Origin of the sequence: Pseudomonas sp. W22_MBD1_FP4 (genome assembly GCF_052113765.1) — a bacterium.
GTDB lineage: Bacteria > Pseudomonadota > Gammaproteobacteria > Pseudomonadales > Pseudomonadaceae > Aquipseudomonas > Aquipseudomonas sivasensis.
The window spans coordinates 71,744-87,214 of the sequence record NZ_JBGQOI010000001.1; the positions used below are offsets into that span (position 1 = coordinate 71,744).

General features: G+C 55.9%; 24 protein-coding genes. 10 read left to right on the forward strand and 14 right to left on the reverse strand.

All coding sequences use genetic code 11. The features are described from left to right. Window positions 1-95 precede the first annotated feature (95 nt). The 3 genes from ACEN2T_RS00345 to ACEN2T_RS00355 all read right to left on the reverse strand — a co-directional run bounded on the left by ACEN2T_RS00345 (window position 96) and on the right by ACEN2T_RS00355 (window position 1,568). Entirely contained in the window at window positions 96-533 is a 438-nt protein-coding gene (locus ACEN2T_RS00345) for a hypothetical protein (RefSeq protein ID WP_401379769.1), read from the reverse strand. Between the two features lie 160 nt (window positions 534-693). After that, on the reverse strand, window positions 694-1,014 hold the full coding sequence (locus ACEN2T_RS00350; protein ID WP_158234794.1) for a hypothetical protein: 321 nt from the start codon (window positions 1,012-1,014) through the stop codon (window positions 694-696). A 257-nt stretch (window positions 1,015-1,271) separates the two neighbouring features. Continuing rightward, entirely contained in the window at window positions 1,272-1,568 is a 297-nt protein-coding gene (locus ACEN2T_RS00355) for a hypothetical protein (protein WP_095184961.1), read from the reverse strand. A gap of 138 nt (window positions 1,569-1,706) precedes the next feature. Between ACEN2T_RS00355 and ACEN2T_RS00360 the strand changes: the two genes are divergently transcribed. After that, complete coding sequence (locus ACEN2T_RS00360; RefSeq protein WP_442116056.1) at window positions 1,707-2,003, forward strand: cupin domain-containing protein; 297 nt, start codon at window positions 1,707-1,709, stop codon at window positions 2,001-2,003. A 75-nt stretch (window positions 2,004-2,078) separates the two neighbouring features. Here ACEN2T_RS00360 and ACEN2T_RS00365 read toward each other — a convergent pair whose 3' ends face one another. From ACEN2T_RS00365 to ACEN2T_RS00415, 11 genes are all read right to left on the reverse strand, one after another. Continuing rightward, a complete protein-coding gene (locus ACEN2T_RS00365; protein ID WP_442116057.1) occupies window positions 2,079-2,462 on the reverse strand; it encodes a response regulator transcription factor in 384 nt (127 codons plus the stop codon). Between the two features lie 440 nt (window positions 2,463-2,902). Beyond that, window positions 2,903-3,154 carry a DUF1654 domain-containing protein gene (locus ACEN2T_RS00370; protein WP_099601550.1) on the reverse strand — a complete coding sequence of 84 codons (252 nt, stop codon included), beginning with the start codon at window positions 3,152-3,154 and terminating at the stop codon, window positions 2,903-2,905. A 171-nt stretch (window positions 3,155-3,325) separates the two neighbouring features. Beyond that, window positions 3,326-3,736 carry a VOC family protein gene (locus ACEN2T_RS00375; protein ID WP_442116058.1) on the reverse strand — a complete coding sequence of 137 codons (411 nt, stop codon included), beginning with the start codon at window positions 3,734-3,736 and terminating at the stop codon, window positions 3,326-3,328. A gap of 487 nt (window positions 3,737-4,223) precedes the next feature. After that, on the reverse strand, window positions 4,224-5,849 hold the full coding sequence (locus ACEN2T_RS00380; RefSeq protein WP_442116059.1) for a methyl-accepting chemotaxis protein: 1,626 nt from the start codon (window positions 5,847-5,849) through the stop codon (window positions 4,224-4,226). A 292-nt stretch (window positions 5,850-6,141) separates the two neighbouring features. Beyond that, entirely contained in the window at window positions 6,142-6,468 is a 327-nt protein-coding gene (locus tag ACEN2T_RS00385; protein ID WP_442116060.1) for a DUF2388 domain-containing protein, read from the reverse strand. 110 nt (window positions 6,469-6,578) lie between these two features. Further along, window positions 6,579-7,010, reverse strand: a complete 432-nt coding sequence (locus ACEN2T_RS00390) for a hypothetical protein (protein ID WP_442116061.1) — start codon at window positions 7,008-7,010, stop codon at window positions 6,579-6,581. Between the two features lie 688 nt (window positions 7,011-7,698). Then, entirely contained in the window at window positions 7,699-8,175 is a 477-nt protein-coding gene (locus tag ACEN2T_RS00395; protein ID WP_442116062.1) for a membrane lipoprotein lipid attachment site-containing protein, read from the reverse strand. Between the two features lie 220 nt (window positions 8,176-8,395). Beyond that, window positions 8,396-9,190 (reverse strand): hypothetical protein, encoded by a 795-nt coding sequence (locus ACEN2T_RS00400; RefSeq protein ID WP_442116063.1) that lies wholly within the window; start codon window positions 9,188-9,190, stop codon window positions 8,396-8,398. A 63-nt stretch (window positions 9,191-9,253) separates the two neighbouring features. Then, window positions 9,254-9,475 carry a hypothetical protein gene (locus tag ACEN2T_RS00405; protein ID WP_442116064.1) on the reverse strand — a complete coding sequence of 74 codons (222 nt, stop codon included), beginning with the start codon at window positions 9,473-9,475 and terminating at the stop codon, window positions 9,254-9,256. Further along, on the reverse strand, window positions 9,475-9,705 hold the full coding sequence (locus tag ACEN2T_RS00410; RefSeq protein WP_442116065.1) for a hypothetical protein: 231 nt from the start codon (window positions 9,703-9,705) through the stop codon (window positions 9,475-9,477). Before ACEN2T_RS00410 ends, ACEN2T_RS00405 begins: the two co-directional genes overlap by 1 nt. Before the next feature lie 18 nt (window positions 9,706-9,723). Next, the gene (locus tag ACEN2T_RS00415) at window positions 9,724-10,392 is read right to left on the reverse strand and encodes a helix-turn-helix domain-containing protein (protein ID WP_442116066.1); all 669 of its coding nucleotides are present in this window, start codon (window positions 10,390-10,392) and stop codon (window positions 9,724-9,726) included. An 87-nt stretch (window positions 10,393-10,479) separates the two neighbouring features. Between ACEN2T_RS00415 and ACEN2T_RS00420 the strand changes: the two genes are divergently transcribed. From ACEN2T_RS00420 to ACEN2T_RS00460, 9 genes are all read left to right on the forward strand, one after another. Then, complete coding sequence (locus ACEN2T_RS00420; RefSeq protein ID WP_003218319.1) at window positions 10,480-10,695, forward strand: YdaS family helix-turn-helix protein; 216 nt, start codon at window positions 10,480-10,482, stop codon at window positions 10,693-10,695. Window positions 10,696-11,020: 325 nt separating this feature from the next. Next, on the forward strand, window positions 11,021-11,998 hold the full coding sequence (locus ACEN2T_RS00425; protein ID WP_442116067.1) for a phage replication protein: 978 nt from the start codon (window positions 11,021-11,023) through the stop codon (window positions 11,996-11,998). Then, window positions 11,985-12,782, forward strand: coding sequence for a hypothetical protein (locus ACEN2T_RS00430; protein ID WP_442116068.1), 798 nt, complete (start codon window positions 11,985-11,987; stop codon window positions 12,780-12,782). Before ACEN2T_RS00425 ends, ACEN2T_RS00430 begins: the two co-directional genes overlap by 14 nt. Next, window positions 12,779-13,294, forward strand: a complete 516-nt coding sequence (locus ACEN2T_RS00435) for a hypothetical protein (protein WP_122681624.1) — start codon at window positions 12,779-12,781, stop codon at window positions 13,292-13,294. Before ACEN2T_RS00430 ends, ACEN2T_RS00435 begins: the two co-directional genes overlap by 4 nt. Beyond that, on the forward strand, window positions 13,291-13,923 hold the full coding sequence (locus ACEN2T_RS00440) for a recombination protein NinG (protein WP_442116069.1): 633 nt from the start codon (window positions 13,291-13,293) through the stop codon (window positions 13,921-13,923). Before ACEN2T_RS00435 ends, ACEN2T_RS00440 begins: the two co-directional genes overlap by 4 nt. Then, window positions 13,920-14,465 carry a hypothetical protein gene (locus ACEN2T_RS00445; RefSeq protein ID WP_442116070.1) on the forward strand — a complete coding sequence of 182 codons (546 nt, stop codon included), beginning with the start codon at window positions 13,920-13,922 and terminating at the stop codon, window positions 14,463-14,465. The genes ACEN2T_RS00440 and ACEN2T_RS00445 overlap by 4 nt, the downstream gene beginning before the upstream one ends. Before the next feature lie 170 nt (window positions 14,466-14,635). Continuing rightward, a complete protein-coding gene (locus ACEN2T_RS00450) occupies window positions 14,636-14,869 on the forward strand; it encodes a hypothetical protein (protein WP_099602852.1) in 234 nt (77 codons plus the stop codon). Between the two features lie 132 nt (window positions 14,870-15,001). Then, window positions 15,002-15,199, forward strand: coding sequence for a hypothetical protein (locus ACEN2T_RS00455; RefSeq protein WP_099602853.1), 198 nt, complete (start codon window positions 15,002-15,004; stop codon window positions 15,197-15,199). An 84-nt stretch (window positions 15,200-15,283) separates the two neighbouring features. Further along, window positions 15,284-15,469, forward strand: coding sequence for a zinc finger domain-containing protein (locus tag ACEN2T_RS00460; protein ID WP_442116071.1), 186 nt, complete (start codon window positions 15,284-15,286; stop codon window positions 15,467-15,469). Window positions 15,470-15,471: the final 2 nt, after the last annotated feature.

Sequence of the window (15,471 nt, forward strand, 5' to 3'; positions counted from 1 at the left end):
GCGAACGATCAATCCCTCTACCTGCGACTCGGCGAGGGGCGTTGTGTCCGAAGGGTCAAGGGCAAGCAACGCAGCAGTTATATCTACATGCGCGCTCATAGGTCCGCATCCACGTCGTCTTCTGCCTCTTCCCGCTCTGCTGCAACGGCGTCGGAGGCGTAGGGCCTCAGCAAGTCCATAGCGATCCGTTCCGCGGCTTCGATGGGGCGCTGTTCGCCCATCATTTCCGCGGCGTGGCCGCGTGAATCCGCTTGGCTGCCAAGTATTGAGGACAGGAACAGCCGAGCAAGTGAGTCGCGCTCGTCCAGGCCGTCGATCTGGCGCTGATTCAGGATGCCTTGCAGATAGGTGCAGAACCGGTCAAACGTAACAACCTGCGGCTGGCCGTGGCGGCGCTTCCACTTGATGTCCATGCCGCAAACCAGCTGTTCCGCCGAATGTTCCAGCCACTCCTGTTCCGGATTCGCGTCGCTGACATCTGGAGGCAACTGAGCGTCGAATCGCTCTTGGCATAATTTCAATACTGCGCTCATGGTCGCCTCCGAGGCGGCTGCGTGGGTTAGTCGGTGTAAGCGACGTATTTGAAGTGGCCGTCTTTGAATCCCGGCATAAATAGGCCTGTCGGGCACCTGACCGGTAAGGTTGTTGGTAGTGGGTGGGGAGGTGTCTATGCGGGGGATAACTGGAAAATCGTCAATCAATAGCGCTATGATAAATTTCAGTTTTTTCAGGGAGATCAATGATGTTTTTAAAGCGAATTTCTGCAGCGCTTCTGCTATTGAGCGTTTCTTCGGTCGCAAGTACCTTGGCAAGCGCAGCAGAGGACGACACCGAAAACGCCGTCAATTTGCTGGCCATTGAAAGCCTTTGCGTCAAGGCCAATCCAGATTCGAATAGCAGCGTTGAGAACGCTTTAAATAGCGATCCGGAGACGACCGAGTCGCTTAGAGCAGAAGTTCGCCGAGTCAAATCTGATCCAGCTTCCAAAGCAAAAATCCAATCGTTGGCGTTCAATATGAGCAACTCTGTCGTCGTATCTAAGCTTCCAGATATGTGCTCGTACTACCTCCCCAAGAAGTGAGAACGCATACCTTATGCTAGGTGTCTCGCACCTGCGGGGTTGGCGTCCGACATCGTTAGAAGGCTCTCATCGCACAGTCAGCCTAAGCTGACCGCAACCGGAGCCGGGTGCCGCCCACCGTTACCGGCGCTTGCTGGCATCGATCTCGACCCAGAGCGTATTGACGATTGGCGTCCTCCATTGCTTGGGGTTAGGCGGTGGCTTTGGCTGCGATTAGCCGCTTGGCCTCAATCTCTTCGTCGAATGACAGAAGGTGAGGCGCTACTAGGTAAAGGTTGAGCAATCGTTCGCTTTCATCCGTTGACCATGTCTGGTCGGCTAAGCGTTTTTCGTCGTACTTGGCATAAGCCAAAAGAGCCGATTCGATAACTCCACTCATGGTTCTGCGCTGGATGCGACCCATCACGTCGAGCATGTACTTAACGCGGGGGCTGATTCGAACGCCGATTTGGGCGCTCCTGGTTTTTACGCCAACCTTCTTGGCCATGACTCTCTCCGTTCGTTGGTTCACCTGTATTCGTCAACACTCATGCCTCCCGCTGGTTGCCGATGGGCGCGGGGTGAGTGCTGACGGGTAGAGGTGAGGAGGGGTATAAGTAGGGAAGTTCGAAATAAGGAGTTTTCTATGTCCCTGGTGGATCTTGATTTGACCTCGAAGGCCTTGCCTCAAGCTTGGAAGTCCACCGTTCTAGGACGGGTAGGCGGCTCCAATATCAAAGTCCTGCGCATGAATGAAATGTCCGTTGAAGCAGAGGTGCATGACTACACCGAGGGCTTGCTAGTCATCTCCGGACAGTTATTGCTGGAAGTCGATGGTGAGTGCGTGCGCGTGGGAGAGGGACAAATTTATCTGGCTGAAGCTGGTGTTCCGCATGCAGTTTTGTCTGGAAGCTACGGGACACTTGTCATCATTGATGTTTGAAAGGCCGCAGGTGCCGGAACTGGCCGGCACGCAGCTGACCAGACAGTTAACGAAAGGCTGTCGTGGCTGTTTCTGTTAAGCGGTCAGCCTAGGACATTCCGCCCGGCGCACCATCCGAGCCTGAGCCATCCGTCTTTCCGGCGCCCGGCGATCACGACGCAGCGAGTCGTCACTGATCATTGAGTGCATGGCGATCAGCGCCGCCAGTACAAAGCACACCGGCGTGATAATCTGGCGCTTCATGGCCTCAGCCACCAAGGCCGTGCGTTTCGTCACGCCCAGCTTGAACATCGCATTGGTCAGGCGCTTCTTGACGGTGCCGGCCTCAATGCCTGCTTCCCGGGCGATCTCTTTCGAGGTGAAGCCCTGGGCAATCCAAAGCAGAAACTGAAGCTCTCGCGGCGCCAGGCCACGTCCGAGGTGACCCTTCCATGCGCCGTTGATGATTGTTGCTTCCATCGTCGTGACTCCCGGTTTGGTTTCCCGTTAGGCCCTGTTGCCAAGGACTATCGGTGAAACCGCCGGCCTCGCTACTGGCGACAGGCCGGGGTCGAATCGAACTACCGAGAAATCCTCGTTAGTTCCAAATTGTTCTTCCAGCCGCGGGCCTTTCGGCTTGTTCCCCCGCTGGATAACTGTTCTTGGCGCTTTACGCTGCACGCCCGGGTCAGTTGCCAACCCTCTGAACCGTTGAGGCCGGTTCATCGCTGCCTTTGAATCTGGGCCGGTGGTGATCCGGCAAAGGGGTGTCGCTAAAGAGCGGTAGGCTTTGAGGCCCTTCGCAGCCCCTCGTAAGTTGCTGCGATGGAGCAAATATAGGTAATCCCATATTTTTCGTCAACGGGTATTCCCATAATATTGTTGGAGGCGATGAAAAGCCCGCTCAACGGCGGGCTGTTTTAAGAGTCGCAGTACTCGCGCCAGCCGATCCTGACGGCACCGTCATCTAGGTGCTCAATCCTTATTCCGGCGGTATCGCCAATGTCTTGAATGACCTGGTGCCAGGCTTCAGGGCTTTCATCGTCGCGCCTGGAAACCTCGACCAACTGAATCCTTTGGACCCGGGGAGAGGCGATCAAGCCTTGCAGGCGGCGGCCAACAAGCTCGTAGGAATTTCTCGGTTTTGGTGCGGGGTAGGGTTCCTGGTTCATGTGTAGCTCCTTGCGAATACTGTATGCATAAACAGTATTGATGCTGTCATGTATTGGCAAGAGGGCAGTAAGAAGTTTAATGCATAAATGCATATTTTATGATGGGTGCTTTCTTGCAGGAATGAAAAAGCCCGCGGTGGGCGGGCTTTAAGCGAATACGGTGAGCAGCGGCTACCCCGCCAAGTCCAAATCACCACGATGAGCGATATGTACCTTGTTGCCATCTGGATCACGTAGGTACGCACCGTAGTAACCGTCACCATAGTGGGGACGTTGGCCAGGTTCACCTTCATCAGATCCGCCCGCAATAAGCCCAGCTGCATAGGCGCTGTCTACCGCATTTGGAGATGGTGCGGTGAAAGCCACCATGCTGCCATTCCCTGCTCCGGCTTCATTGCGGTCATAAGGGCTGTACACATAAAAGCGAGGGAGGACGCTATTTGGCTTAATCCAGCATGCCGAAGGTGGCCCGCCATCAGGCGTTACAGGCCTACGACAGAGCCCCAGGGGGATCAGCACCGCGTCATAGAAGGTAGAGGCCTTATCAAGATCGTTTGTCCCAACGGTTACGTGACTGAACATCCTGTATTCCTACTTACGAAGGCGAGGCGTTATCGTGTCATTTTGACGGTGGGCGTGTATAGCCGTCGTTGGGTAAGTTGGGGAGGGCGAGTTTCGGCCCTCCAAATCGCAGGCAAAGAAAAGCCCGCGATGGGGATTAGCGGGCTTAAAGGGATGCTCTCTAGGAGCTGGGATGATCTTAGGCGCTCAACTGTGAAAAGGTCGTGAAAGCCCAGAAACAAGAAACCCGGCGCTGGGCTAAGTTACTTTTTGGCTTTGGCTAGGGGGGCTTCGTGCTAGTTCAATGCACGTTATCAACTGAAGGTCGTGGAAAGCATAGCCGCGGAAAAAAGGCCCGCTTATATGCGGGCCAAAAGGGAACTCTTCAAGGCAATAGGGGGAGTTTGGCCCTAGTCCTGTAAACGCCATGTGAAAAGGATGTCGCAAAAGCAGAACGCCAGTTCAATTGATGCGATGTGGCAAGCTCAGTACAAGACAATGACTTATGTCAGACCTTGAAGCGCGCCACCAGGCGATTCAGTTCAATCGCCAGGTTTGCCATCTCACCGCAGGCGCTTGCGGTTTGACTTGCGCCCGCCGAGCTCTGGATCGACAGTTCGCGGATGCTGGTCAGGTTTTGGTCGGCCTCGCGGGCCACCTGTGCCTGCTCTTCGGAGGCGGTGGCGATCAGTAGGTTTCGTTCGTTGATCTGGGTAATAGCATCGGCGATCTGCTTGAGCGACAGGTCAGCGTTCTGCGCCACCGAGATTGAGCTACTGGCCATCTGAGCGCTGACGTTCATAGCGCCCACCGCCTGGGTCGAGTCGACCTGAATCGCGCTGATCATCTGTTCGATTTCTTGGGTCGACTGCTGGGTGCGATGGGCCAGGGCCCGTACTTCATCGGCAACCACCGCAAAGCCACGGCCCTGCTCGCCGGCGCGGGCGGCTTCAATGGCTGCGTTCAGCGCTAACAGGTTTGTCTGTTCGGCGATCGCACGAATCACCTCGACTACCTTGCTAATGTCCTGCGCTCTGCCGGACAGGGCTTTAACCTGGTCCCCAGTACTCGACACGTTGCTTGCGAGACTTTCGATGGCTTTGAGGGTCTGAGCCACGTTCTCGATACCCGAGCGTGTGAATTCCATGGATTCGCGGGAAGATTGGGCGGCGGCGTCAGCGTTCCGTGCCACCTCATCCACCGCAGCACTCATTTCGGTCACCGCGGTGGCGGCCTGATTGACCTCATCATTCTGCCGAACCAGCCCGCGACTGGCGTCTTCGGTCACTGCGGTCATTTCTTCAGAGGCCGATGCCAGTTGTGTGGCGGAGTCGGCTATGCTGGCGATGGTATCCCGCAGGTTGCTCTGCATTTTTCCCAGGGCGGCTAGCAGGCGGCCTGCTTCATCGCGACCACTGACCCTGACCTCACTGGATAGATCACTGCCAGCGATGCGCTCAGCCACGGCAAGGGCATCGCTGATGGGCGAGGTGATACTGCGGGTCAGCACTGTAGCTAACACTACGGTCAGTATTACGGTCACCGCCAGCAGGCCGATCACTAGCGAAACGCCGTTGCTGTAAGTCGAGGCGGCATCCAGTCCTGCTCGCTTGGCGCCCTCGTCGTTAAAGTCCGAGAGCTTTGTAAGCTTGTCCTGCATAGCATTGGTCATCGGGCTGATGCGGGTATTGATCAGGGTAATGGCTGCGGCGTTGTCACCACTTCGCAGCAACGGCTCTAACTCATCCAACAGCTGCAAATACTGCTGAACATCGCCTACCACCGGCTGGTAGAGGTCACGTTCTGCCTGCCCGGTAACCAATGGCTCGTAATTGCTGATGGTGTTATGCAGAGTGCTGCGGTAGCCGCTCAACGAGGCGATGCGGGTTTGGCGTTGTTGTTCGTCGGTGGTCACGGTGATGCGGATACTTTCGAGGCGCAGGCGCAAGATACCTGCCTGCATCTTGCCGATCTCTCGGACGCTCGCCATCCAATTAGTTTCAACATCCTGCTCCGATTCTCGAAGCTTGCCCATTTGAAGTACCGCGACAATGCCCAGAGCAAAAACTATCAGGACAATGAGCGAGAAGAAGGTGGCAGACCTTGGAGCAAGGTTCATAGTCCTTACGTTCATTTTTATCTCTCTTATAAAAGTAGGCACTGCTGTTATTCCAGCTTATCGACCAAGAATCCTGGAGCTCAAATTCGCCCGAAAATCGGCTAAACACACCCTTGGGCAAGACATCAAGCTAGGAGTAGTGATCTCATTTAGACATCACTCTAGTTCAGGCTTTGTCATAAAACCGTTGAGGCAGCGTGATTTTTTCGTGCATGCCAAGAGCATGAATTTCCGATGGAGGAGGGTCGCATAACTCAAAAACGCAGAAACAGGAAGCTCGGGCTCGAAGCCAGAGTGAAGATCGGTATCAGAATGAAGTTGCTATCGACTGGGCCAGTTGCATGTCTGACATGAGCGGAGAAGGATAGGTCGACTGGTAGTACCTGGACGCCTGCTCAAACTCAGCACCGCGAATCTCTCCGTCCGAACCGATGAATGCCCAAGCGTCGGTCTTGGCTGACTTGAAGATTTTTGGCGGATCGGTCGTGAGAGATGTGGTTAATCCAATTAAAATGGTTGGCGAGGAGATTGTGATAAATATCGCGGCAACGATAGGGTTGACGTCGTCACCTGATACGGCCTGAGTGCTGACCGATGCCAGTAGGGCGATCGCTAGGGTCTTCCTTGAGTCCATGCTTCGTTGCGTCCATTGCGATCAGAGCGCGCCACCATAGCCGGGTAGGGGGCTCGCCAGAAACAAGAGGCCCGGCGCTTGGCCGGGCTTCGATGTAACAAAGTCAGAAACTAACGATGCTTGTTTTTGTGTTTATGCTTGTTGTTGCCTTTGTGCTTCTTACCATCCGATCGATGACCGCTCTCATCATCCGCCAGGTTGTTTCCTAGCGCGCCACCCGCCGCGCCGCCGAGACCTGCACCGATAGTCGAACCCGTTGTGCCGCCGAGGCGATTACCAATGAGTGAGCCGCCAGCCGACCCTATACCGCCACCTAATGCGGCTTCCGCTCTGTTGCCTCTTTGAGCGCCGACAGCACTGCCGGCTGCACCACCTACGCCTGCACCTACCGCCGCACCCGTTGAGCCGCCGAGATGCTGACCTACGATATTGCCAAGTGCACCACCAACGCCGCCTCCAAGAGCGGCTGTGCCATCCCCGGCAGCTAGTGCTCCTTGCGAAATGAGGGCGCCAAAAAATAGGGCGGGCAGTGTGATTTTCATTTTGTGAACCTCTATGGGTTGTCAGCAGGCGCTCACGGTTAAAGCACGCCTACCATTAAGACTAGAGTGAAAGTTTGAAGTTCTTTAGGGGCACTGCGTACAGGCGAATGGTTGTAACAACATATGCCCACATGGATTCGGCTGAGGAGTTAGCCTTAAGCGGGTACTAGAGATTGGGTGTAGCAGAGGAGCCCTAGTGTCAATGGGCAGATACAAGAAGCCCGGCGATGGACCGGGCTTGTTGACTTTACTTAGGACGAGGAGAAACAGGTGGGCTTGAAAATTTACCCATGTCACGCGCATCCATCTCTGCTTGACTGCATCCCATGCGCTTGGCTCGTTCCCGGAGCGCCCAGTTTTCCCCGCCCCAATCTGCAGGTCTGCCTTGCAATTTAAGGACAAATTCGTGGCCTTTGATGACGTTGCTCGTTCCAGCACATTCCCAAACTCGCTGCGCGTCAGATATTGGCATTGGCGCATCTAAAGTGGCCTTTGCGCTCTCGGATAACGAGGGAGGCGTGTTGGCGCAACCAGTAAGGGCAAGCGCGAGCAAAATGAGGGTACATCGCATTGAGAATCCTTTTTTTTTTACGGGTTGTTCGCGCGACTTTCAAGGGCTGTCATGCGTTCAACAGGGGGTTGGTTTTGCCAGGTTTAGACCACCCGCGAGATTAAATTAACTCTATTGCTATTGAGCGCTGAGCCGCTTCATTGACCATCGTACGGTCTCTAAGGGCTCCGGAGTTCCATCCGCCCAAACGGAATGACCTTTTTGCTCCATTTCCAAACTGTCACCGCTGAAGTGTCCAGTAAATGTTTGTGTAATCGTGAGTTGCAGAACCCCCTCGCTATTTTGATTGACAATCTGCCGCTCACCTTTTAGCCAATCACCTTTGCGCGTGAATAAAACGGGGTTATCAACGCCGGGGTGGTCATTGGTGTAATAGGCCCATCGCTTAAAGACTACTGCTTGGGGTTCGTTAGTGCGCCACCATATGAAGCTATTGGCATCTTTAAAATAAACATACACGTGATATCCCGGGCCAGGGTCTTCGCTATCTGCGTACCACAGCCCCTCCGGTACGGGGACAGCGGTATCTGTTGCGCAACCCGAGAGAAGCAAGCTGATACAAAAGGCGAGAAGTATTTTTTTCATAAAGTCCATTTTCAGTTACAAGGCGGATCGCCTAAACGCGTTTAGTCCACGCCTGCATAGAATTGGTTCAGCGCTATCAGCTCGAACACAGCCACGAAAACGCACAGCACAAGGAATCCAGGGCTGAAGACCCGCTTACGATTGGATGAGCTTCCGTCCTTCCAGCCCGCGTCGGAAGCTCCAGCAATCACCATGATCAACGTCAGCTAGGGTCATGCTATATGCCTTTTCACAAGTCGCGGCGACGAAGGAATCCATAGCAGCTATTGATTGCCGTGCATAGACTCCCTGCCACAGTGCCAATAAAAACGAAAACCATTGCACCGTGGCTGAAGCTCATCGGCCACACAAATGGTTTCGCGGGTGATGTTGTGACTGCATCAACTAGGTTGGGTAGGGCGCAGAATACCCAAATCAACAGACCGGTGATCATGCCTCCGACGATGTAACGCAGTGGTGACTGCAGATAACGCTCGGTAAGCCACAGAACCGGCCATCCGACTAGCATGCTCAGCAGCCCCCCGATCATAAACATCAGGATGAATGCCGGTGCGCTGTCGTCTGTTCCGGGAAGGAAGAGCGCTGCAGCCCCTCCTAGTGTTAGCGCCCCTGACAGGGGAACGGAAAACACCCAGCCGCGCGTTACTTTTTGGGTTTCGTCGCTACCATCGTATAACCTTTCAATTCCGTAGACTGTGGCGGAAAAAAGCAGCCAAAGAGCGATGCCAAAGCCAATCGCCAAAGGAAGGTATTTAAGTGACGCTCCAGCTAGCAGCCAGGCTGCCAGTGTTTGTATCAGGGAGTTGAGAAGATTACGGCCATTGGAGCTTGCACCGTTTGCATGACTGCGCAGCAGTAACGGAATGCCAAATACAACCCCAACGACGGCTCCGAACAGAAACCCAGAGAACAACATTGACTCATTCCAGCCTTGGGTCATGCCTCGTGCGGTAGCGCATGCAATTCCTGCACATAACGGCACTGCAACCAGCCGGAGCTCCTGCTCCGTTTTCTTGAGTACCACGATAACTCCTAAAGGTCGCTCAGCAGATATATCGGACAGACTAGATGCGCGCTCCGACCAGCCTCAGCCTCTTACACCATAGAAGTGGTTCAGCGCTATCAGCTCAACCACCGCCACGATGGTGCAGAGCACAACGAAGCCAGGGCTGAAGACTCGCTTGCGACCTGATGAGCCCCAACAACTAGGACCCGCCGCGTCGGAAATGAAAGGAAGCACCATGAGCAACGCCAACCAAGCCCAGACCCAAAACTTGCTCCAGAAGCTCTGCTCTCGCCATGCAGTCATTAACGCTGTTCCGCAGTCCGACTTATTCGGCCGTCCTTCACCTCGTCAGCGTAACCCACCAACCTGTCCGCTTCTTCGTAAAGCGTACCTACCAGCCCCATCAGGGCTATGGCATCGGCATCGCTGAGTCGGCTTGCCAATCTACCCAAGTCGATACACGACTGCTCAAGGTTTGAGGCTATCGCCTTGAGGTCGCGGCGCAATTGTTGATTAGGTTTCGTGAGGGACATGGGGCCTCCTGGAACGCATCAGTAAAACTTCTGCAGCGCCTGCACAACCACGCCCACGATTCGGCAGCTCTCGTCTACCGCTTCGATTGGGTAGCTTGGGTTCAGTGGCTTCAGGAACAGCCGACCGCCATCGCTGACCAGCTTCTTGAATGTCGCTTCATTGCTATCTGGGAGCTTGGCCACCACCAGCTTACCTGGTGCAACCTCAGCCTCAGTGTCCACAAGGATCAGCGTGCCCTCGGTAATGCTCTGGCCGGCGGGCGCTGTCATCGAGTCACCTTTGACTGTCAGCCAGAACGCAGGGCCTTTGGAGTCGTACTCCGAAAACTCGTAGGTGTCCGAGATTCCAGTCGGATAGGGCTCCACGGCTTCCGCCCAGGCGCCGGCGGCAACCCAGCTGACTACCGGGTACCGGAATGACTTTGTTGGCTGGGCGGCGGGGGAGATGTTCGACTCACCAGAACTGGATGGGTACCCATGCACCAGCATTGGTCCGATCTCGTCGGAAAGCCATTTGGCGCTCACTCCGCAGGCGTCAGCTATCTTAACGACGTGAGCGGTGGCTTTTGATTTTCCACGCTCAAGGTCAGAGATAGAGGTCTGTGTGATTCCTGCTCTTACAGCCAATTCGCCCTGATTGAGCTTGGCATGTCGGCGTGCTGTCTTTAAACGGTCTTTGAATTCCATCCGGAGAGTATTACGGGTGCTCCCATATCCTTGCAAATCGGCATTCCTATAAACTAGTATATGGGTATTCCCGTATGGAGGGGCAGCATGAACACTATTTATAAGGACCTCGTAGCCTTCTTCGGCACCCAGGAGGTCACCGCCGAAAAGCTCAAGGTTGATCAAAGTACCGTTTCCGGCTGGGTTCGTGAAAAACACGGCATGTCTCCAGTGGTTGCCAAGCGAGCTGAGGCGTTGACTGGAGGTGCTTTCAAAAAAGAATCCCTGTGCCCGTCGTTTCCGTGGGCCGAGATGGCTGCCTAAGCGAGATCCCCTATCCGCCAATCCATGTAGCCAGTATCAGCCCGGCCGGTCTGCAACGTAAGAAACCTGAAGTCGCTGGAGTTTTATCCAGTGGGTTTTGAAAAGGCGAAACGGGGAGTAGGGCGGGGAGGTTGGCGCTTCGGCGCTGAATTACAGGCACAAAAAAGCCGACGGTCGAGGTCGGCTAATTCGATAACACGTTGTGAGGCCGATTATATGGAAACCCAGCCACATATCAATAGCTCTACCAATCTCGCGCCACGTTTTGCGCAATCTGAAAACGTGGCGCGCATTTGCTCGTATATCTTTTTCCCGGCGGTCTGACATGCAATACACCGTCACGATTAACCAGGTGAAGGCGCTGGAGTGGGGGCTGAATTCTCAACAGGCCCTGCTGTTCGCCTTCGTCTACGGCTGCCCGAGCTGGACCAAGCCAATCAAGACCGATGACGGGATCTTCTTCGCGCTCAGCAAGGCCAAGATCATTGAGGAACTGCCGCTTCTCACTGATAAGCCGGACACCGCTTACCGCATGCTGAAGGCCCTGGAAGAGGCCGGTTTGATTGAGCTTTCCTGCACTTCGAACATCACGCTTTTTCGCCTTACCGAGAAGGCCGTCGAGTGGAACCAGAAGCTCGACGGGTCGGAAAAATATCCGACCCCGCCAAACAACAAGGGTCGGAAAAATATCCGATCTACCTCGGATAAATCTCCGAGCAAGGTCGGAAAAAAATCCGAGCAAGGGTCGGATAAATCTCCGACAAATCAGGATACCAATCATCAGGGTACCAGTCAGGACACCAGTCAGGACTTGCAGGACGCCACCGGCAAGCCGGCTCAGTCCCGCGGCTTGGTGCTGGTGGTTGATCGTACCGACGCTCCACGGGTTGAGATTCCCGCCGACATGCCTGGCCCCAAAGACCAGACCTGCAAAACCTTCAAGGTCTGGGCGAATTACGCCATGGCATACCGCAAGCGCTACAGCACCTGGCCGGTTTGGAACGCAAAGGTTGGCGGCCAGCTCGGCCAACTGGTTGATCGCCTCGGCGCCGATGTCGCCCACCACGTTGCCGCCCACTTCCTGAAAACCAGCGACGCCGCTGTGCTGCGCAAGTGCCACAGCGTCAACGAACTGCTGGCCAACGCCGAGAGCTACCACACCCAGTGGGTGACAGGGCAGCGTGTCAACGGCACAACCGCCCGCCAGATGGAAAGGACCGAGGCAAACCTCTCCGCAGCCGAGCAGGCAGCCCAGATGGTTCTGGCCAAACGCCAAGCAGGTGACCGCAATGAATACCTCTGAAATGAACGACCAACAGGTCGCCGGTCTTGCCGCCGCCATCTGCGCAACGGCCGAGGCCATGGGTCAGGAAATGAACCCCGGTACCGCCGCGATGATGGCCGAAGACCTCTGTGCCTACCCGGTGCCCGTCGTCAAGGCGGCGCTGAAAGCATGCCGTTTTGAAGTGAAGGGCAAGCTGGCTATGGCTGACATCCTGCAGCGTGTTCAGGCCTCCGACGGCCGCCCAGGGAGGGACGAAGCTTGGGCCATCGCCATGGCCACGAACGACGAATTCGAAACCGTGGTGCTGACCGACGAAATCCAGCTGGCCCTAGCCGCTGCCAAACCCATTCTGGATGGCGGGGACAAGGTCGGCGCGCGCATGGCCTTCATCGACGCCTACCAGCGATTCGTGAGCCAGGCCCGCGAGGATGCGAAACCGGTCAACTGGCATGTGTCCGTGGGCTTTGACGCTAACCGCCGCATCCAGGCCGTCACCAAGGCTTTGGAGCTGAAACGCATTCCTCGTGAGCACGGCCAGAAGTACCTGGCAGACCTGAGCATTGTTCCAGTTACCGAAGATGGCCGCGCCATTGCCGGTTTGCTCACCGGCGCCGTCACCCAGCCTGCGCCAGTGCTGCGCCAGAAGCTGGAACTGGTCAAAAACTCGATGCTGGAGATGCGCAGGGCCAGCGCCGAACGAAAAACCGAAATGCGGATTGAAGCGGCCAATGAGTTGGCGGATCGCCGGGCGCTACTGATCAAGCAGGCCCAGGAACTGGAAGCGAAGAGGGCAGCACAATGACCAAGTCAGCGAAGCCGCGCCCAATGCCCGTTTACCTGGTTCTGCGCCGCCTGGTAGATCCCGCCACCGGCAAGGAGGTCGCCGCGTTCGTGCCGTCCTCCGATGCTGACCGGTCGATCCTTCGCGAGCGAGATTTCCGGATCAATACGAAGATCCGCGCCGACCTCAAGCAGCCGCGCAACCCGCGGTTCAACGGATTGGTTCACGGCCTGGGCCGGGTTCTGAGTCAGAACATTGACCGGTTCTCCGGCAAGCAATCCCACGACGCAATCAAGGCCCTGCAGCTGGAGTCGGGCGTGTACTGCGACGAGGAGCTGTTCGACATTCCAGGTCTGGGCCAGCTCACCCGCAAGACACCCCGAAGCCTTTCCTACGACTCGATGGGGGAGGAGACATTCCAAGACTTCTGGCGTCAGTGCTGCGCGTACCTGGTGCTGCGCGACTGGCCAACCCTCACGGAAGAGCGACTGACCGAGATGGCCGAGTTCGAAGCATTCAAGGAGGCAGCATGAATCGCACCCCACTACAGCGAAAAACCCCACTTCAATCCGGTCTACCGCGGCGCAAGCGCTGCCCAGAGTGCCGAGTAATGTTCACGCGCTCCAGAGAATCGCAGGTTGTGTGCGGGGAGATCGAGTGCGCGATCGCATACGGCAAGTCCGAGAAGGGGCGAGCTATCGCCGGGAAGGCCCTGGCAGAAGTAGGGCGCCGGCAGATTAAGGTCCGCAAGGAGAAGCTGAAGAGTAGGGCGGATCACCTGCGCGAAGCCCAGGCCGCGGTAAACGAGTACGTGCGCCTGCGTGACGCGAACTTACCCTGCATCAGCTGCGACTCGACGCCCAACGACAACGACCTCATGACCGGCAGCCGGTGGGATGCTGGGCACTACCGATCAGTCGGCGCCTGTCCAGAGCTGCGCTTCGAGCCGCTGAACATCCACCGCCAGTGTGTGAAGTGCAATCGCAACCTATCCGGCAACACCGTGGAGTACCGCATCCGCCTGGTGCAGCGCATCGGCGCTGAGAAGGTGGTATGGCTGGAGGGGCTGCACCCGGCTTGCAAGTACACCGTGGAAGAGATCAAGGCCATCAAGGCCGAATATCGAGCGAAGACCAGAAAGCTAAAGGAGAAGGCCGCATGACCTATCGCAACGTTGTTTCAGCAGTAGTTCGAGCCCTCGCGGCCGAGACCATCACTTCCGCCGGCGGCTGCGACTTTGAGCCCAAGGTGCAGTGCGCCAAGCAGAAAGGGGAGATCGTTGGCAAGGAGGCAGCATTTCTGCAGGACTGCTGGGTGTTCGGTCGGCTACATAAGGCGTTGAACCCGGCGCACTGGCGGGCACTGGTGGCGAAGTACTCTACGCACGAGGAGCGTAAGCACGGTGCGATACTGGAGCTGCTGAACTCTGTGAAGACGCCGGCGCCGAAGCGCTTCAGGGAGTGCGCCGTGCTGACCTGGGCTATTCCGCAGGTTGCCGGTGCCGAGGGCAAGCGCTCTGCCGCAGTACTGCCGGCAGCCTGGTACGACATCACCAACTGGGATAACGATGGGAAGCCAGAATCAACTCGGTACCGGTGGCGCTCAGTTATCCGCAAGACGCTGGATGACCAAGTGAACGAGGCGCTCTCTGCCGCTCAGGAGCTGCTCGACTCAGAGGGCTTAATCGAAAGTTGTGCGGCGTAGTAAATAGCCATTGCAACGAATGAGAAAATGAGAGAGTATTTATCCATCCTATCGATCTTGCGCGTTAGGGGTTTACACTTCAAAGCCCGGCTTATATGTCGGGCTTTTTATTGCGCTCAGTTTGTGCAGGGTCGAAAATAGAGCTTCCGACTATAAACTGGGAGAGCGTCATGGTTTTGCGTGGCATGGCACAGATGCATGTCGACGACTTGGCGGAACGGTTCAAGAAGTTGGTTGTAGGGCAGGCTGGCAACGCGGATATTCAGTTTGCGTGGGTTGTTTTTTATCAGGGCCGAATGTTCGGGGCTTATTCAACGGCCGAGCTTGCGCTGGAGAAAATAACTGACATTGAGCACTGCATTAGCATCGACGAGGCCCCTGTCCCTCAAGCCTCAATTAACTAAAGTTTTCACTAAGCCCCGCCTACAGCGGGGCTTTTTGCTTTCCACCGTTCGTCCAGTGCTAGGCAAGCGCTTTGACCTGCCGACTACTCTGTTTATGCGCTGTTGTTTCGAGCGTTTGAACGGAGAGACAGCATGGACATTAATAAGAGTGCCCCAGGCAATATTTCGCAGCAGGAAGTGACACGCGGCACGGACAACGAAGCGGGTTACGACCCTCGTCGTGGCGAGCGCGAGATCCTGCCGCCTCAGAATGACGATCCCTCCCTCGAAGAGGATATGTCGGACGTTGACGCTGCCGATTCAGTGGCGAGCGAACATCCCGATAACTGACAAGTTTCATGTCGACGAGCCCGGCCATCGCGTCGGGTTTTTTATTGCCCCATGGAAGGGCGATTCAGCAAAAGGAATTTGCAGATGTTGAAAGAATTCAGATGCGGTAACTGCAAAAGACTTCTCGCCCGTACGGGTGGGTTTACAGAGCTCCAGATCAAATGTTCCCGATGTGGGACGTTGAATCATGTGAAGGACAAGATCCTCGAGCAATCGCCTTTGAGCGACATGAAAGCGGAATCCTCCGCGACAAATCATTCGACTCAATAGGT

Bases quoted from the DNA above. Each gene is read 5' to 3' on its own strand.
- ACEN2T_RS00370 (WP_099601550.1), bottom strand. From the start codon at position 3,154: ATGAACCAGGAACCCTACCCCGCACCAAAACCGAGAAATTCCTACGAG.
- ACEN2T_RS00395 (WP_442116062.1), bottom strand. From the start codon at position 8,175: ATGGACTTTATGAAAAAAATACTTCTCGCCTTTTGTATCAGCTTGCTT.
- ACEN2T_RS00390 (WP_442116061.1), bottom strand. From the start codon at position 7,010: ATGAAAATCACACTGCCCGCCCTATTTTTTGGCGCCCTCATTTCGCAA.
- ACEN2T_RS00405 (WP_442116064.1), bottom strand. From the start codon at position 9,475: ATGACTGCATGGCGAGAGCAGAGCTTCTGGAGCAAGTTTTGGGTCTGG.
- ACEN2T_RS00415 (WP_442116066.1), bottom strand. From the start codon at position 10,392: ATGGAATTCAAAGACCGTTTAAAGACAGCACGCCGACATGCCAAGCTC.
- ACEN2T_RS00410 (WP_442116065.1), bottom strand. From the start codon at position 9,705: ATGTCCCTCACGAAACCTAATCAACAATTGCGCCGCGACCTCAAGGCG.
- ACEN2T_RS00345 (WP_401379769.1), bottom strand. From the start codon at position 533: ATGAGCGCAGTATTGAAATTATGCCAAGAGCGATTCGACGCTCAGTTG.
- ACEN2T_RS00380 (WP_442116059.1), bottom strand. From the start codon at position 5,849: ATGAACGTAAGGACTATGAACCTTGCTCCAAGGTCTGCCACCTTCTTC.
- ACEN2T_RS00455 (WP_099602853.1), top strand. From the start codon at position 15,002: ATGGACATTAATAAGAGTGCCCCAGGCAATATTTCGCAGCAGGAAGTG.
- ACEN2T_RS00425 (WP_442116067.1), top strand. From the start codon at position 11,021: ATGCAATACACCGTCACGATTAACCAGGTGAAGGCGCTGGAGTGGGGG.
- ACEN2T_RS00445 (WP_442116070.1), top strand. From the start codon at position 13,920: ATGACCTATCGCAACGTTGTTTCAGCAGTAGTTCGAGCCCTCGCGGCC.
- ACEN2T_RS00450 (WP_099602852.1), top strand. From the start codon at position 14,636: ATGGTTTTGCGTGGCATGGCACAGATGCATGTCGACGACTTGGCGGAA.
- ACEN2T_RS00355 (WP_095184961.1), bottom strand. From the start codon at position 1,568: ATGGCCAAGAAGGTTGGCGTAAAAACCAGGAGCGCCCAAATCGGCGTT.
- ACEN2T_RS00385 (WP_442116060.1), bottom strand. From the start codon at position 6,468: ATGGACTCAAGGAAGACCCTAGCGATCGCCCTACTGGCATCGGTCAGC.
- ACEN2T_RS00435 (WP_122681624.1), top strand. From the start codon at position 12,779: ATGACCAAGTCAGCGAAGCCGCGCCCAATGCCCGTTTACCTGGTTCTG.
- ACEN2T_RS00430 (WP_442116068.1), top strand. From the start codon at position 11,985: ATGAATACCTCTGAAATGAACGACCAACAGGTCGCCGGTCTTGCCGCC.
- ACEN2T_RS00375 (WP_442116058.1), bottom strand. From the start codon at position 3,736: ATGTTCAGTCACGTAACCGTTGGGACAAACGATCTTGATAAGGCCTCT.
- ACEN2T_RS00440 (WP_442116069.1), top strand. From the start codon at position 13,291: ATGAATCGCACCCCACTACAGCGAAAAACCCCACTTCAATCCGGTCTA.
- ACEN2T_RS00365 (WP_442116057.1), bottom strand. From the start codon at position 2,462: ATGGAAGCAACAATCATCAACGGCGCATGGAAGGGTCACCTCGGACGT.
- ACEN2T_RS00420 (WP_003218319.1), top strand. From the start codon at position 10,480: ATGAACACTATTTATAAGGACCTCGTAGCCTTCTTCGGCACCCAGGAG.
- ACEN2T_RS00460 (WP_442116071.1), top strand. From the start codon at position 15,284: ATGTTGAAAGAATTCAGATGCGGTAACTGCAAAAGACTTCTCGCCCGT.
- ACEN2T_RS00360 (WP_442116056.1), top strand. From the start codon at position 1,707: ATGTCCCTGGTGGATCTTGATTTGACCTCGAAGGCCTTGCCTCAAGCT.